Annotated in this window: 11 protein-coding genes; 6 read left to right on the top strand and 5 right to left on the bottom strand. The window is 63.9% G+C overall.

Translation table 11 applies throughout. The annotated features are described in order from the left end of the window. From bcsZ to C2L64_RS26685, 5 genes are all read left to right on the top strand, one after another. The gene (gene bcsZ / locus C2L64_RS26705) at positions 1 to 1,221 is read left to right on the top strand and encodes a cellulose synthase complex periplasmic endoglucanase BcsZ (RefSeq protein WP_007579119.1); all 1,221 of its coding nucleotides are present in this window, start codon (positions 1 to 3) and stop codon (positions 1,219 to 1,221) included. Then, entirely contained in the window at positions 1,194 to 5,903 is a 4,710-nt protein-coding gene (locus C2L64_RS26700) for a cellulose synthase subunit BcsC-related outer membrane protein (RefSeq protein ID WP_007579118.1), read from the top strand. Before bcsZ ends, C2L64_RS26700 begins: the two co-directional genes overlap by 28 nt. Before the next feature lie 303 nt (positions 5,904 to 6,206). Then, positions 6,207 to 6,662: a (2Fe-2S)-binding protein gene (locus C2L64_RS26695; protein ID WP_007579117.1), complete on the top strand. Its 456-nt coding sequence runs from the start codon at positions 6,207 to 6,209 to the stop codon at positions 6,660 to 6,662. A gap of 1 nt (position 6,663) precedes the next feature. Then, positions 6,664 to 8,901 (top strand): xanthine dehydrogenase family protein molybdopterin-binding subunit, encoded by a 2,238-nt coding sequence (locus C2L64_RS26690; RefSeq protein WP_007579116.1) that lies wholly within the window; start codon positions 6,664 to 6,666, stop codon positions 8,899 to 8,901. A gap of 10 nt (positions 8,902 to 8,911) precedes the next feature. Further along, positions 8,912 to 10,183 carry a cytochrome c gene (locus C2L64_RS26685; protein WP_007579115.1) on the top strand — a complete coding sequence of 424 codons (1,272 nt, stop codon included), beginning with the start codon at positions 8,912 to 8,914 and terminating at the stop codon, positions 10,181 to 10,183. A gap of 861 nt (positions 10,184 to 11,044) precedes the next feature. Here C2L64_RS26685 and C2L64_RS26680 read toward each other — a convergent pair. Genes C2L64_RS26680 through C2L64_RS26670 form a run of 3 tightly spaced genes read right to left on the bottom strand, consistent with a single transcriptional unit; the run spans position 11,045 to position 13,305 of the window. After that, positions 11,045 to 11,701 carry an amino acid ABC transporter permease gene (locus C2L64_RS26680; protein WP_007579114.1) on the bottom strand — a complete coding sequence of 219 codons (657 nt, stop codon included), beginning with the start codon at positions 11,699 to 11,701 and terminating at the stop codon, positions 11,045 to 11,047. Beyond that, the gene (locus C2L64_RS26675; protein ID WP_007579113.1) at positions 11,698 to 12,453 is read right to left on the bottom strand and encodes an amino acid ABC transporter permease; all 756 of its coding nucleotides are present in this window, start codon (positions 12,451 to 12,453) and stop codon (positions 11,698 to 11,700) included. The genes C2L64_RS26680 and C2L64_RS26675 overlap by 4 nt, the downstream gene beginning before the upstream one ends. 42 nt (positions 12,454 to 12,495) lie before the next feature. Next, entirely contained in the window at positions 12,496 to 13,305 is an 810-nt protein-coding gene (locus C2L64_RS26670; protein WP_007579112.1) for a transporter substrate-binding domain-containing protein, read from the bottom strand. Positions 13,306 to 13,567: 262 nt separating this feature from the next. Between C2L64_RS26670 and C2L64_RS26665 the strand changes: the two genes are divergently transcribed. Beyond that, positions 13,568 to 14,443 carry a LysR substrate-binding domain-containing protein gene (locus C2L64_RS26665; protein ID WP_007579111.1) on the top strand — a complete coding sequence of 292 codons (876 nt, stop codon included), beginning with the start codon at positions 13,568 to 13,570 and terminating at the stop codon, positions 14,441 to 14,443. A 7-nt stretch (positions 14,444 to 14,450) separates the two neighbouring features. Here C2L64_RS26665 and C2L64_RS26660 read toward each other — a convergent pair whose 3' ends face one another. Together C2L64_RS26660 and C2L64_RS26655 are read right to left on the bottom strand one after the other, a co-directional pair. Next, on the bottom strand, positions 14,451 to 15,539 hold the full coding sequence (locus C2L64_RS26660) for a calcium:proton antiporter (RefSeq protein WP_007579110.1): 1,089 nt from the start codon (positions 15,537 to 15,539) through the stop codon (positions 14,451 to 14,453). A gap of 224 nt (positions 15,540 to 15,763) precedes the next feature. Then, positions 15,764 to 16,120 carry a BON domain-containing protein gene (locus C2L64_RS26655; protein WP_007579108.1) on the bottom strand — a complete coding sequence of 119 codons (357 nt, stop codon included), beginning with the start codon at positions 16,118 to 16,120 and terminating at the stop codon, positions 15,764 to 15,766. Positions 16,121 to 16,352: the final 232 nt, after the last annotated feature.

Raw genomic sequence — 16,352 nt, 5'->3', positions numbered from 1 at the left:
ATGCAGGCGTCGTTTCTCTCACGCCCATGGCACGCCGCGCTCGCGTGCGCGGTTGTCATGGTTGGCATGACGGGCCACGTGCAAGCCGCGACGTGCGACGACTGGTCCGCATATCGCGCGTTCGTGTCGCGCTTCGTGCAGCAGGACGGACGCGTTGTCGATTTCTCGACGCCCACGCAGCAGACCACGTCGGAAGGCCAGTCCTACGGCATGTTCTTCGCGCTCGTCGCGAACGACCGCGCGACCTTCGAGCGCGTGTTGCGCTGGACGCGCGCGAATCTGTCGGCGGGACGTTTCGACGGCGACGACGTGAAGCTGCCTTCGTGGCAGTGGGGCAAGAAGCCGGATGGCGCGTATGGCGTGCTCGACCCGAACTCGGCGGCGGACTCGGACCTGTGGATTGCCTACGATCTGTTCGAGGCGGGCCGTCTGTGGCATGAGCCGGCGTACACGAAGCTCGCGTATGCGCTCGTCACGCAAATCGAGAAGCAGGAAGTCGCCGATCTGCGCGGCCTCGGTCCGATGCTGCTGCCCGGTCCGCAAGGCTTCCGCAACGGCGGCACGACGCGCCTGAATCCGAGCTATCTGCCGTTGCCGCTACTGCGCGCGCTCGCCGCGCAGTCGCCGAACGGGCCGTGGGCGCGCGTCGCGGACAATGCGTTCAAGCTCGTCAAGACGACTGCGCCGCTGGGCTTCGCGCCGGACTGGGCCGCTTATCGTGACGGGCAGCGCGATGGCCAATTCATCGTCGATCCGCAAAAGGGCGACGTGGGCAGCTACGACGCGATTCGCGTCTATCTGTGGGCAGGCCTGACTGCGCCCGCCGATCCACTCGCGAAGCCGTGGCTCGCCGCATTGCACGGCATGCGCGACCGGATCGCGCAAACGGGCGTGCCGCCCGAGAAGGTCGCGACGACCACGGGCAACGCGAGCGGCGAAGGCCCGATCGGTTTCTGGGGCGCGCTGCTGCCGTATTTCCGCGCGCTCGGCGACACGCGCGCGGCGGGGCTCGCGCAAACGCATCTGGCCTCGCTCGCCACACCGACACCCGCGCCCGCGCCAGGCGCAGGCCAGGCCACTCAAAACCAGCCTGTCTATTACGACGAGGTGTTGATGCTCTTCGGTACAGGGTCCGCAGACGGCCGCTACCGCTTCGATGAAAACGGCCGTCTCGTGCCGCGTTGGGAGAACTCATGCCAATCCGCCAACGCGCGCTCGTGATCGGCGTCGCACTCACGCTCGGCGCGGGCGCGGCGGCGTCGGCATTCGCGCAGGCGCAGCCGAACGACCCGATGAGCGTCCTGATCGATCAGGGCAAGTACTGGCAGTCCCACAAGCGCGGCGATCTCGCCGAGCAGGCATGGCTGAAGGTGTTGCGCATCGATCCGAAGCAGCCCGACGCGCTGTACGGCATGGGCATCGTGATGGCCGACCGCAAGGACGGCGCGGGTGCGCAGCAGTATCTCGCGCGCTTGCGCCAGGCCGCGCCGAACTATCCGAACATCGACGAACTCGCACGGCGTCTCGGTCAGTCGAGCCCGACCGATCAGGCCGTCAACGACGCGCGGCGTCTCGCGCAGGCCGGGCAGCAGGCGTCGGCGGCGCAGGCTTACCGGCAGGCGCTCGGCTCGAAGCCGACCAATCCGCAGCTCGCGCTGGAGTACTACCAGACGCTCGGTTCGTCGCCGCAAGGTTGGGAAGAGGCACGTCGCGGGCTGGAGCAGCTGGCGCGCGAGCATCCCGACGATCCGCGCTTCGCGCTCGCCTATGCGCAGCATCTGACGTATCGCGAAGCGAATCGGCGCGAGGGCATCGAGCAGCTTGCGCAGTTGTCGAAGGATTCCGTGGTCGGCGCGCAGGCGAAGGCGGCCTGGCGCCAGGCGCTGTTGTGGCTTGGCGTGCGCGCATCCGATGCGCCGCTCTTTCAGGCGTATCTGTCTGTCGTCCCCGATGATGCCGCCGTCAAGGCACGCGCCGACTCGATTGCGGAACAAGACCGGCGCGCAAGCGAGCGCGCGCAACAGAACGCGGGCGCCGACTCGCGCGGCCGCACGATCGCTGAAGGCTTCGCAGCGCTGGATCGCGGCGATCTCGTGACGGCGAAGGTGCGATTCACGTCGGTGCTCGCCAGTGCGCCGAACGACGGCGACGCGCTCGGCGGCATGGGCGTCGCGCTCCTCAAGCAAGAGCAGTTTGCACAGGCGCGCGATTATCTGCTGCGCGCATCGCAGGCGGGCGGTGCGGCGCGCTGGCGCGAGGCGCTCAATAGCGCGACCTACTGGATGTACACGAGCGAAGGTCTCGGCGAGCAGAGCAACGGCAATCTCGCGCAAGCGAAGGCGTCGTTCGAGAAAGCGATTGCCGTGAGTCCCGGCGACGTCACGGCGCAAACCGCGCTCGGCGATCTGCTGATGCAAAGCGGCGACCCGCGCGGCGCGGAAGCGGCGTTCCGGATGGCGTTGCGCCGCCAGGCTGACAATCCCGATGCGATACGTGGCCTCGTCGGCGCGCTCGCCGCGCAGGGACGCGGCGACGAAGCGCTCAGCTTCGCGAACCAGCTGACGGACGAGCAGCGCAAGAAAGTGGGCGGCGCGGACCGTCTGCGCGGCGAAGCGCAAGCGGCGCAGGCGCGTGCCGCCGAAGCGCGCGGCGATCTGGGCAATGCGCGCAGCCTGTTTGAAGACGCGCTGCTGAGCAATCCCGACGATCCGTGGCTGCGGCTCGACCTCGCGCGCATCTACGCGAAGCAGGGCGCGTATGCCAATGCGAAAAGCATCATGGATGGCCTGATCGCGCTGCATCCGGACATGCCCGACGCGTTCTATGCGAGCGCGCTGCTCGCGGCGGACATGCAGGACTGGCGCTACGGTCTGTCGCAACTCGAACACATCCCGCTCAACAAACGCACCGATGCGATGGCGGTGCTGCAGCATCGGCTGTGGGTTCATCAGCAGTGCGACGAAGCGGTGGCGCTCGCGAAGAGCGGGCGCGTCGCGCAGGCGCGCGGATTGCTGCAGAATGCGGAACCCGTTGCGGGCACGAATGCCGAGCTGATCGGCGCGATCGCGTCGGCCTATGTGAACACGGGCGACACGCCGCGCGCGCTGATGATGGTGCGCAGCGCCGTCGCGCGTGCGCCGAACGATCCGGGGCTGCTGCTCACCGACGCGGGCATTCTGCTGAACGCGGGCCAGGACATCGAACTGGGCGAGGTGATGCGGCGGCTCGCATCGATGCAGTTGACGGGCCAGCAACGCAGCGACTTCGAGAAGATCAACGTGGCGATCGTCGTGCGGCGCACGGATGCGCTGCGTCAGGCGAACGACCTGGCGAGCGCGTTCGACGTGCTGTCGCCGTGGCTTGCCGCGCGGCCGAACGATCCCGATATTCTCGCGGCGCTCGCGCGTCTGTACACCGCGAATAACGACAACGCGAATGCGCTCGCGACGTATCGCCTCGCGCTCGCGCAGAATCCGACCGACATGGGCCTGCTGCTCAACGCGGCGGGCGCGGCGACGCAGATCCGCAAGTTCGACTTCGCCGAATCGACGTTGAAGCAGGCGTTGCGCATCGCGCCGAACAATCCGGATGCGCTCGCCGCGATGGGGCGCATGTACCGTGCGCAGGGCAAGAACAGTCTGGCCGCGCAGTATTTCCAGCGCTCGCTCATTGCGCAGAACGCGCCGCTTGCGCGTCCTGGCGCGACGGCGGCGGGCGCCAATGGTCAGTCCGTGCCGAGCGGCTGGGATGTGCCGTTGCGCCCGAGAGGGCCGATTCCGTTGCCTGGCACGAATCCTTTTGCGAACCCGGCGTCGGCGGATGCGTCGAACAGTGTGCCGTTCCCCACGCAGAATACCGGTCTCACGACCCAACCGCCTCCGATGCCAGCCATGCCTGTCTATATTCCGCCGACGCAGCCGGTCAGCGCGCCTTATGCGCCGTACGTCGCGCCGCAGCCGCAGCCGGCCTCGCAGATCAACTCGCTGGAAACGCTCGCGCCGCAAGCCGCAGTGACGGGCAACGGAACGCCGGACGAAGACGGCTACGGCCCCGATCAATACGGTTCGTCGCAATCGGGCGGCGGGCTTGCGCCGGGCCAGGCGTATCCGGCGCAAGGCTATGCACAGCAGGGCACGTATGCGCCGCCGGCGCAAACGTACCAGCAGCCTTATCCGCAGCAATATCAGCAACCGGTGTACGCGCAACCGGCTGACATCAGCACACCGTGGCCGATGTCGCCTCAGTCGCAGGCCGCCGCGCAGGCGCAGGCGACACAGGGAATGAACGCGCAGCCGGCGTCGAAGAAACGGACGACGAAGAACGCGCGTACGACGAACAACAATGCGGCGTATGCGCAGCAGCAGGGCGGCTATCCGCCGGGCGGCGCACCGCAACAGGGTTACGCGCAACCTTATCCGCAGCAGCAGGCTTATCCGCAGCAACCTTATCCACAACAGCCGTATCCGCAGCAGCGCACATACGCGCAACAGCCGTACCCGCAGCAGCAGGCGTATCAGCAGCCTTACCAGCCGCAACCTCCGCAGCAGGCGTATGCGCAGCAGGGCTACACGAACCAGGGCTACGGACTCGTGCCGTACGTTCCGCAACCGCCCGCGCCTTATCCAACACGCAACACGCAGATGCAGGACGAGCAGAACCGGCAATATCCGAAGCCGGCGCAGCCGCAGCCGCTGACCGTCGAGGAAGAACTCGCGCAGATCAACCGCGAGCAGACCAGCACGGTGAGTGGCGGCATCCAGTTCCGCAATCGCGACGGCGAAAACGGCCTGTCGAATCTGACCGATATCGAAGCGCCGCTGCAAGGCCGCATCCGCGCGGGCGACGGCCACGTGACCATCGAGGTCACGCCCGTCAGCCTCGATGCGGGCACGCCGAGCAACAGCGTGAACACGCTGTCGCGTTTCGGTTCGTCTCAGGCTTTCGGCACCAGCACGGTGCTGCCCGGTTCGCAGACGGCGAGTGGCGTCGGCGCGGATGTCGGCTATGAGTGGCGCGGACTGAAGGCGGATATCGGGGCGACCCCGTGGGGTTTCCGCGAGCAGAACATCGTGGGTGGACTGCAGTATCGCGGCAACATCGCCGACAAGGTGTCGTATAAATTGACGGGCGCGCGCCGCGCGGTCACCGACAGTCTCGTGTCCTACGCGGGCGCGCACGATACGGCGATGGACCTCGAATGGGGTGGCGTGACGTCGAACGGGTTGCGTGGCGACGTCGGCTGGGACGATGGCACGAATGGCCTTTACGCGAATGCGTCATGGGACTATCTGGCGGGCCGTAACGTCGCGTCGAACAATGCCGTGAAAGGCGGTGGCGGCGTCTATACGCGGCTCGTGAAAGACGCGGACCAGACGCTGACGGTCGGCGTCAATGCGACGCTGATGCACTATGACAAGAACCTCTCGTACTTCACGTTCGGCCAGGGCGGGTATTTCAGCCCGCAGCAATATGCGATTCTGAATCTGCCGATCGAGTACACCGGCCGCAACGGTCCATTCACCTATGATCTGAAAGCGTCGATCGGCGTGCAGCACTATCGTCAGGATGCGTCCGACTACTTCCCGACGAACAGCACCTATCAGAGCGCGGCAGCCAACGCCGCCCGGGTTGCGAACGCGGCAGCGGGTTCGACGGTTGTCGATCCGGACGCCGTCTATCCAGGCCAAAGCAAGACGGGTGTGTCGTACTCGATCGATGCGGTTGGCGAATACCAGCTCGCGCCGCAACTTGCCGTGGGCGCGGCGGCGTCGTTCGGCAACGCCTATCAGTACCGCGAGTTCGTCGCGGCCGTCTACGTGCGATATGCATTTACGAAGCAGACGGGCCTGAGCATGTTCCCGCCGTCGCCCGTCCGGTCGTCGTACCTTCCTGTGAACGACTGAGCGCGTTCTCTGAAGAAGCAACGCGGTGACCGCGTTGCTTCCTTCCTCTCCTTTCAGCAAGCACACCTGCGCGGCCCGCGATTGTCCCGGACCGCCGCAGGCACTTCGCACGCACGTTTTTTAACGTCCTTCTACAATCAGTCGAGCCGATCCCCGAACGTGCATGCGCAACGAATCGACGCAATGCGTATGCACTCGCCGGCCCCGCGTGATTAGCACGCCACGTCTAACAAAGCGCGGTTGTCGACCGGATTTTGTTGGGCGTCGGCGGATAAACAAAAACCCCCACTTACGGATACGCTCATGGCAACGCTGAACATCAACGGCCAGTCTCATACCATCGACGCGCCGCCCGACATGCCCGTGCTCTGGGCGCTGCGCGATATCGTCGGTCTCACGGGAACGAAGTTCGGCTGCGGCATCGCGCAATGCGGCGCCTGCACCGTGCATCTGGATGGCGTGGCCGTGCGCTCGTGCGTGCTGCCAATCGCGGCCGTCGGTGACAAGAAGATCACGACGATCGAAGCCGTCGGCGACACGCCCGCGGGCAAGAAAGTGCAGGCGGCATGGCGGCACCTCGACGTCGTGCAATGCGGCTACTGTCAGTCCGGACAGGTGATGCAGGCGGCTTCGCTGCTCGCGCAGAACCCGAACCCGAGCGACGCCGACATCGACGCGGCGATGGCGGGCAATATCTGCCGCTGCGGCACGTACAACCGCATCCGCGCTGCTGTGAAGCAGGCAGCGAAGGAGGCGTGACATGTCGCAAGGATTGCTCGATGCACAAAACGGCAAGCCGCGCGACGATGATGCCGCGCGAGTCACACGCCGTGCGTTTTTGAAATTCAGTGCGAGTGTCGCTGCGATGGCGGGCGGCGGCCTGATGCTCGGCTTTAGCATGCCTGCGCAAAGCCAGGGCGATGTGCGCAAGTCCGTGATCGGCGGCGATGGTGTCGAGACACCGCAAAGCGGCGTGCTCGCGCCGAACGCTTTCGTGCAGATCGACACGGCAGGCAAGGTCACGCTGATCATCCCGAAGGTCGAGATGGGGCAAGGCGTGTACACGTCGATCCCGATGCTGATCGCGGAAGAACTCGAAGTGCCGCTCGACAGCGTAACGATCGACCATGCGCCGCCCGACGAAACGCGCTTCACGGACCCGCTGCTCGGCGGCCAGCTGACGGGCGGCTCGACGTCGATCCGCTATGCGTGGGAACCGATGCGGCGCGCGGGCGCGACCACGCGTGTGCTGCTGATCAACGCGGCCGCGCAGCAGTGGCAGGTGGACCCGGCGTCGTGCCATGCCGAGAACGGCCAGGTGATTCATGCAGACACGAAGCGCAGCATCGCCTACGGCCAACTCGTCGATGCCGCCGCGAAGCTGCCCGTGCCGCAGAACGTGTCGCTGAAGGATCCGAAAGACTTCAAGCTGATCGGCACGCCGGCGAAGCGTCTCGATTCGCCGGAGAAAGTGGACGGCAGCGCGATCTTCGGCCTCGACGTGCGTTTGCCCGACATGGTCTACGCGGCCATCGTCAATTGCCCGGTATTCGGCGGGACGCTCGCGAGCGTCGACGATACGGCTGCGAAGAAGATTCCCGGCGTGCGGCAGATCGTGAAGATCGACAACGGCGTTGCCGTGATCGGCGATCACACGTGGGCGGCGAAACGCGGCGCGTCGGCGTTGAAGATCACATGGAACGAAGGCGCGGGCGCAACCGTGTCGATGAAGACGATCGTCGACGACATGGAGAAGGCGTCGCAGAACAACGGTGCGGTCGCGCGCAAGGACGGCGATGTGAACAACGCGTTCTCGCAGGCGAAGACACGCGTCGATGCCGTTTATCAGCAGCCGTTCCTCGCGCACGCAACGATGGAGCCGGTCAACTGCACGGTGCACGTGAAGCCCGATAGCTGCGAGATCTGGGTCGGCACGCAGGTGCCGACGCGGGCGCGCGATGCGGGCGCGACGGTGACGGGGCTGCCGCCGGACAAGATCGTCGTTCACAACTTTCTGCTCGGCGGCGGCTTCGGACGCAGGCTCGAATTCGACATGGTCACGCAGGCTGTGAAAGTGGCAAAGCAGCTGAACGTGCCCGTGAAGGTGACGTGGACGCGCGAGGAAGACATCCAGCACGACATGTATCGCCCGTACTACTACGACAAGATTTCGGCAGGGCTCGACGCGAACGGCAAACCGGTTGCGTGGCAGCATCGCATTGTCGGCTCATCGATTCTGTCGCGTTTTGCGCCGCCTGCCGTGAAGAACGGGGTCGATCCCGATGCCGTCGAAGTGGCTGCCGATCTGCCATACGACCTGCCGAATCAGCTCATCGATTACGTGCGCCAGGAGCCGCGCGCGATACCGACTGCGTTCTGGCGCGGCGTGGGTCCGACGCGCGGCACGTTCGTCGTCGAGAGCTTTATCGACGAACTCGCGGCGCAGACGAAGACCGATCCCGTCAAGTATCGGCGCGACTTGCTCGGCAAATCGCCGCGCGCGTTGAACGTGCTGAACGTAGCGACGCAGGCGGCGGGCTGGGGCAGCACGTTGCCGAAGGGGCAGGGCCGCGGGGTGTCGGTGATGCATGCGTTCGGCAGTTTCTTTTCGATGGTGGCCGACGTCACTGTCGATCAGGGCGAGGTGAGGGTGAATCGCGTGGTGTGCGCCGTCGATTGCGGGATGGTGGTCAACCCGAACACGGTGGAAGCGCAGATCCAGGGCGGCATTATCTTCGCGATCACGGCAGCGCTGTACAGCGAGATCACGATTGATCGCGGCCGCGTGCAGCAGAACAACTTCACTGATTACCGGATTCTGCGCATCAACGAAACGCCGACCATCGACGTGCATATCGTGAAGAGCAGCGAGGCGCCGGGCGGTATCGGCGAGCCGGGAACGGCTGCGGCGCAGCCCGCGATCGCCAACGCGATCTATGCGGCGACGGGCAAGCGGTTGCGGCAGCTGCCTGTCGGCAACCAGTTGATGAACGCATAAGGGGCCGGCGATGAAAACGACATTGAAGGCATTGGCGCTGGCTGCTGCCGTTACCGCTTCATTCGCGCTCCCCACGTTGTCTCACGCGGCCGACGATGCGCTCGTCACACGTGGAGAATATCTGGCGAAGGCGGGCGACTGTATTGCGTGTCACTCTACGCCGCACGGCAAGCCATTCACTGGCGGTCTGAAAATGATGACGCCGATGGGCGTGATCTACTCGACCAACATTACGCCTGATCCGGAGACGGGCATTGGCCAGTACAGCGAGGACGACTTCAAGCGCGCGATGCGCGAGGGCATCGCGAAGGATGGCCACAACCTGTATCCGGCGATGCCGTATCCGTCGTACGCGAAGGTCAACGACGACGACATGCACGCGCTTTACACGTATTTCATGCATGGCGTGGCGCCCATAAAGCAGGCAAACCGCGAGCCGGACATCAAGTGGCCATTGAACATGCGCTGGCCGCTGAAGTTCTGGAACATGGTCTTTCTGGAGAAAGGCGTGTACCAGGACAAGACGGGTAAGGACGTCGCGTGGAATCGCGGTGCGTATCTGATTCAGGGGCTTGGGCACTGCGGCTCGTGTCATACGCCGCGTGGCATTGCGTTCCAGGAGCAGGCACTCGATGAAAGTGGTGCTCTGTATCTGTCGGGCAGCCCGATCGACAACTGGTTCGCGTCGAATCTGACGGGTGAGCACAACGTTGGTCTGGGCCGCTGGTCCGAGGCGGACGTTGCGCAGTTTTTGAAGACGGGCGCGAATCAGCATGCGTCGGCGTTTGGTTCGATGACGGATGTCATCAACAACAGCACGCAGGCGCTGACGGATGTCGATGTTGCTGCGATGTCGCGATATCTGAAGTCGTTGCCGGCGGCGGGCGGCTCAGGCGGGCCGGCTTATGCGTATGACGCGAAGGCGACTAAGGTGTCGCTGACGCGGCCTGCTAATGATGCCGGTGCACGGGTTTATACGGCGTTCTGCATGCATTGTCATGGGGTGGATGGGCGTGGGTTTGCGCCTATGCTGGCGCCGCTGGCGGGGAATCCTAATGTGCTCGAGAAGAATGCTTCTTCGTTGATCAATGTCACGCTTAATGGCACTGGCGATCTTGTGATTGGTGGCGTTCCTGCTGCTTATCCTATGCCCAAGTACGGGCCTGTGCTGAATGATCAGCAGATCGCTGAGGTGCTTACTTTTATTCGGGCTGGATGGAATAATGGGGCGCCAGGTGTTGGCGCGGGGGATGTGGCTAAGGTTAGGAAGGCTACGCAGTAAGGTTTTTTTGTCGGCGGACGCTGGGTGGTCGGTTTGTCTTTGCGCTGGCATCCGCGTTGTGCCTTCGTGGCTTATGCGTTGCCGTTCGGTCGGTTTGCCTTTGCGCTGGCATCCGAGTGTTGCCTTCGTGCTTCAAGCGTCGCCCCTGTGCGGGGCGGCACCTACTTTTCTTTGCCGCCGCAAAGAAAAGTAGGCAAAAGAAAGCGGCTCACACCGCTAATTCTTGTATTTGCCTGAGGGCCCCCAAACGGTCTTACGCTTCACACGGCGGCGTCTTTGTTTGCGTACGTTGCCAACGCTTCGAATGAACGCCTCACCCGCTTCGGATACCCGTACTCGGGCAGGCGTCAGCGAATGGTATGTGCCGCCCAGGTGGCAAACTGTGTGTAGGTTGTCGCGTGGTATAGCTTGGCGCTCTTACATGGAGGTATGCGCGCGCTATCGGGTCCGAAGTGAGGCGTGTGCAGTGCTACGGCCTACACACAGTTTGCCACCTGGGCGGCCGTGGAATATCTGGCACGGCATGGTGAGGCGCGGGTGCGAGAAGCGGGTGAGGCGCACCGCAAGAGCGTTGGCAACGAACATGGGTCACGTGATTGCCGTGTGAAGCGTAAGACCGGTTGGGGGCCCTCAGGCAAGAAGAAAGATTAGCGGTGTTAGCCGCTTTCTTTTGCCTACTTTTCTTTGCGGCGGCAAAGAAAAGTAGGTGCCGCCCCGCACAGGGGCGACGCTTGAAGCGCGAAGGCAAAGCGCGGATGCCAGCGCAAAGGCTAGAACAACCAAACCGATCGCGCCGCGAAGGCATAACACGGATGCCAGCACAAAGACAAACCGACCACCCAGCGTCGCAGACAAAAACCACTAACGCTGCTGCGCGATCTTCTGCCGCCGCTCCAAAACCCGCGCATACCACGTAAGTGGAAAACACATCGCAAAGTACAGCAGTGCGACCATGCCATAAATGGGAAACGGCCTGAACGCTGCATTAGTAATCATGGTCCCGGTCTTGGTCAACTCGGTGAACCCGATAATAGAAGTCAGAGCCGTGCTCTTAACAACCTGCACAAGAAACCCAACAGTCGGCGCAACAGCAATCTTCAAGGCCTGCGGCCAGACAATAAACCGCAACTGCTGAGAAAACGTCATCCCGAGACTCGCGCCTGCGGCCCACTGCCCACGAGGCACCGCTTCGACACAGCCACGCCAGATATCCGCAAGATACGCACTCGTATAAAGCGTCAAAGTAACAGTAGCCGCGACCCAGGGCGACACATCAACCCCCATCAACGGCAACCCAAAAAACGCGAGAAACAGCTGCATCAGCAACGGCGTGCCCTGAAACAACTCCACATAAAGCACGACAACACGCCTGAGCCAGGGCAAAGGCGACACGCGCATGGCGAGCAACACCAACCCAACAACCCCGCCCCCAACAAACGCAATCAACGACAACAACACCGTCCACCGCGCCGCGAGCAGCAGATTGCGCGCAATATCCCAAAGCGTAAATTCGATCATGACGAGCGCTCCGTCGTCGATGCGGTGCGTGCGCCGCGAATGGCGAAGAGCGTGCGCAACAACCCGCGCGGAGCATCAGAAGACCGCGCTGCACGTCCCGCGAAAAGGCCCTTGCCGAGCCGGTTCAGCACTTGCCGCAACACGACCGACAGCACCAGATACGTCGCGGTAATAATCAAGTACGCCTCGAACGAACGGAAGTTGCGCGACTGGATATAGTTCGCCGCGTAAGTCAGATCGGGCACCGAGATCTGCGACACGACCGCCGAGCCAAGCATCACGATCAACACCTGGCTCAACAACGCCGGAAACACATTGGCCACGGCTTGCGGCAACACGACATGTCGGAACACCTGCCGTTGCTGAAGCCCAAGCGCCTGCGCCGCCTGAATCTGTCCACGCGGAATCGAGTCAATGCCGGCGCGCACGATTTCGATTGCGTATGCACCGAGGTTGACCGTCATCGCGAATATGGCGGCCTGGATTTCGTCGATATGAATGCCGAGGCTGGGCAGCCCGAAGAACACGAAGAACAACTGCACCAGAAACGGCGTGTTGCGGATCACCTCGACATACGCCGCGATCAGCCCGCGTGCCCATTTCGGCCCGGACGAGGCCACCACCGCGCCACCAATGCCGACCAGCCCACCCAGCACCGTCGATACTGCCGTCAGCCCGAGCGTCACGCCGACGCCACTCACGAGCATCCCCGCATACATGTCGAAACTGCTGAAATCGAACGTATAACTCATCGCATGCGGCTCATCGTGACATCGGCTGATCGAAAGAAAGACTTAGAGGTTTTCCGGCAGCGGCGCGCGCAGCCACTTCTGCGAAATCGCGTTCATCGTGCCGTCCTTGCGGGAACGTGCGATGGTCTCGTCGACTTTCTTCAAGAGGCGCGGCTCGTTCTTGTTCAGGCCGACGTGGTCGGGCGAACTGAACAGCGAGAACTTCTGCTCCGGGTCATTGGCGGGATGGCGCGCGAGTATCGTCGCGCCCACATCGTTACCGACGACCATCAACTGTACCTGACCAGAAAGAAATGCAGAAATAGCGCCGTTCGGATCGTCGAAACGTTTGATGTTCGCCGACGGTGGCGCGATCTTCGTCACGCTCAGGTCCTCCAGCGTGCCGCGCGCAACCGAAATGCTCTTGCCCGCGAGATCGTTCGCGTCCTTCACCTTCAGCGACTTCGGTCCGAACACGGCGAGGTAGTAGGGCGCGTAAGGCTGCGAGAAGTCGATTACCTTCTCGCGCTCGGGCGTCTGGCCGACGGAGAGCAGCATGTCCGCCTTGTGGTCGGCGAGATAGGCCATGCGGTTGTCGCCCGTCACGGCCACCAGCTCCACCTTGACGCCAAGCGACTTGCCGATCAGGTTCGCGACGTCGATGTCATAGCCTTGCGGCTTCATGTCCGGGCCAATCGAGCCGAACGGCGGATAGTCCATGAACACGCCGACGCGCACGACGCCCGCCTTCGTGATCGTGTCGAGCGCGTCCGCATGCGCGAGCGGCGCGAACGCCGACAGCGCGGCGCCCGCGAAGGCGAGCGAGGCGAACGCATGGCTGAAGCGGCGGCGAAGGAGAGCGGCGGTGGTCATCGGTGCGTCCTTTTTGAATGTTGAGACAATGGTGAAAGCCACTCTAGGTATGCAAAAAACCTGGAACAACCGAAATCTGCGCATGGAAGCCATGCATTACGCTCATGCCGTAAGGGTTCTCCCGGCAACGATCGCGCATGAGCCTAACGCATGGCGGCAGGATCCGGGGAATTTTGGATCGCGTATGCTTTGGGATTGTCACGCGTGTGACCGCGCAACCAGGCGGCACGCGCGATGAATTTTCCTGATGCGATCCACCCTCATGCGACGACTTCCGCCCCTGAACGCTTTGCAGATCTTCGAGACCGTGGCGCGCCATCGCAGCTTCACGCGCGCGGCGGAGCATCTGTGCCTGACCCAAGGTGCCGTGAGCCGGCAGATTCTCGCGCTCGAGGACTACTATCAGTTCCCGCTCTTCAAGCGCCACGCGAAAGGCCTGACGCTGACGGCGGAAGGCGAGCTGTTGCTGCCCGCCGTCAAGGAGAGCTTTGCGCGCATCGAAGAGATTTCGCTGCGCCTCACGCGCCAGCGCACCGATCTCGCGCTCAAAGTGCCGACCTGCGTGATGCGCTGGATACTGCCCAAAATCATGCAGTTCCAGGCCGAGTATCCGGACCTGCACGTGCAGATCACGACGACCTGGCAGCACGACGTCGACTTCCAGGTCGAGCCGTTCGATGCCGCGATCGTCTACGGCACGTCAGCGGGCGCGGACGTGCAGGCGGTGCCGCTCTTCGAGGAGCGCCTCACGCCCGTCTGCGCGCCCCAGTTGCTGCACGACAAGCCGCTTGGCAAGGCCGCCGATCTCTCGCGCCACACGCTGCTGCACCCGACGCGCGATCATCGCGACTGGAAAATGTGGCTCGAATACGTGGATGCACGCGATGTCGACGCGAACCACGGTCCGAGCTTCGATACGCTCGACCTCGCCACGAACGCGGCGCTACAAGGCTTCGGCGTGGCGATCAGCGATCTCGCGCTGATCGACGAGGACGTGGCCGCGCAACGGCTCGTGCGGCCGTTCGACACCGTGCTCACGACGGGCGCGCGCTACTACTTCGTGTACCCGGACAGCGTCGCGCATCAGCAGAAGGTCAATCTGTTTCGCGACTGGATCGACCGGCACTGGGCGCAGTGAGCGGCGCTCAGGGCGCGAACGAGAGAAACAGATACGCGGCGAACAGCGACAGGTGCACGGCGCCTTGCAGGATCGTCGTGCGCCCGGTGCCGAGCGTCAGCGTGCTGATCAGAAGCGTCAGGATGAGCAGCACCGTGTCCTTACCGTCGATGCCGAGCACCAGCGGGCGGCCCGTCCAGATGAACACCAGCGCGACCGTGGGGATGGTCAAGCCGATGCTCGCGAGCGCCGAGCCGAGCGCGAGGTTGAGGCTGGTCTGCAGACGGTCGGCGCGTGCCGCGCGCACGGCGGCGAGGCCTTCGGGCAGCAGCACGAGCGCCGCGATCACGATACCGACCACGGCTTCTGGCGCGCCCGCTTCGAGCACCGCGCGCTCGACGACGGGCGATAGCACCTTGGCTAGCAGCACGACGGCGACGAGACTCACCACCAGTAACACGCCGCTCGTCAGCGCGACGCGCGAACTGGGCGGGGCGGCGTGCGCGTCTTCGTTGGCGGCATGGGCTTCGGTGAGAAAGTAGTCGCGGTGACGCACGGTCTGCACAAACACGAACACGCCGTACAGCACCAGCGACGACACCCCCGCGAACGCCAGCTGCGAATCGCTGAGCGCCGGGCCGAGTTTGATGCTCGTGTAGTTGGGCATCACCAGCGACAGCACGGACAGCGACGCGAGCACGGCCAGCGCCGCGCTCGCGCCGCGAATCTGGAAGTCCTGCTCGCGATGGCGCAATCCGCCCACCAGCAGGCAGATCCCGACGATCCCGTTGCATACGATCATGACGGCGGCGAAAACGGTGTCGCGCGCCAGCCCCGCCTTTTCCGGCCCGGCCGACAGCATCACCGATACGATCAGCGCTACTTCGATCACCGTCACGGCCACGGCCAGCACCAGCGTGCCGAACGGCTCGCCGACGCGATGCGCGACCACTTCCGCGTGATGCACGCCCGCGAACACCGAGCCCGCCAGCGCGAGCGCGGCGAGGGCCGTCAGCAGGCCGTTGCCGGGCAGCGCGTAGGCGGCGCCCAGCACGATCCACGCGATGAAGGGCGCTGCGACCGTCCAGCGGGGCAATATGGGCGATGTCGATGCCATGTGTTCAGTCCGTCTGTTGTTGGTGTGTAGTTCGCGACAGGACGCCGCTACATCGGCTGACGGGCGGCTCGCATAGCCGTGAGATTAAACCAGCCTGCCAGGCCGGCGGTGTGACGGAACCACAAAAATGCGCGCTGCAAAGAAAAACACCGCTCTTCGCGACGAAGAGCGGTGCGTTCTGCAATCGGGCGCCCGCATGCGGGCGCCATCAGGCGATGCGAGGTTTACTGGCCGACCGGGCGGATCGTCAGCGCGTTCTTCACCGAAGTCACGCCTGCCACGCCTTGCGCGACTTCCGTCGCCTTGTCGACTTGCGGCTGCTCCGGCACCGAGCCCTGCAGCGTCACAGCACCGCTACGTGCGCGAACCGTGATATTGGAAACGCTGAGGTCCTTTGCCTTCGCCAGTGCGCCGCGAACCTTGCGCGACAGCGCGCGGTCAGCCGACTTGGCTGCCTTGGCGGTCTGCTTGGCGCTCGGCTGAGCGGTCATGTCAGCATCGCTTGCCTGCGCGTATGCGTTGATCGACGCGAGCACCACGAGTGCGCCAGCTGCCATCTTGATTGCCTGAATCGCCTTCATTCACTTTCTCCTGTTGTCATGATTTGCGACGGTGTCGCGCCTGAAACGCGCCCGGCAAGCGGACGCTTCACGCGTGATACCACTGCACTACCACTTCTTTGCTTCTGGATGAAAACGGTTGCGGATTGTCCATACGCCGCGCGGCTGGCCGACCGGACGGGCCTGCCCGAGTCGCCGATGCGGCTAGCCGGACAGTAACGATACCTCAATTGGTTCCATGGTGAAGATGAGG

This window comes from Paraburkholderia hospita (assembly GCF_002902965.1).
Classification (GTDB): domain Bacteria; phylum Pseudomonadota; class Gammaproteobacteria; order Burkholderiales; family Burkholderiaceae; genus Paraburkholderia; species Paraburkholderia hospita.
This window is presented reverse-complemented; position numbering and strand designations above follow the sequence as displayed.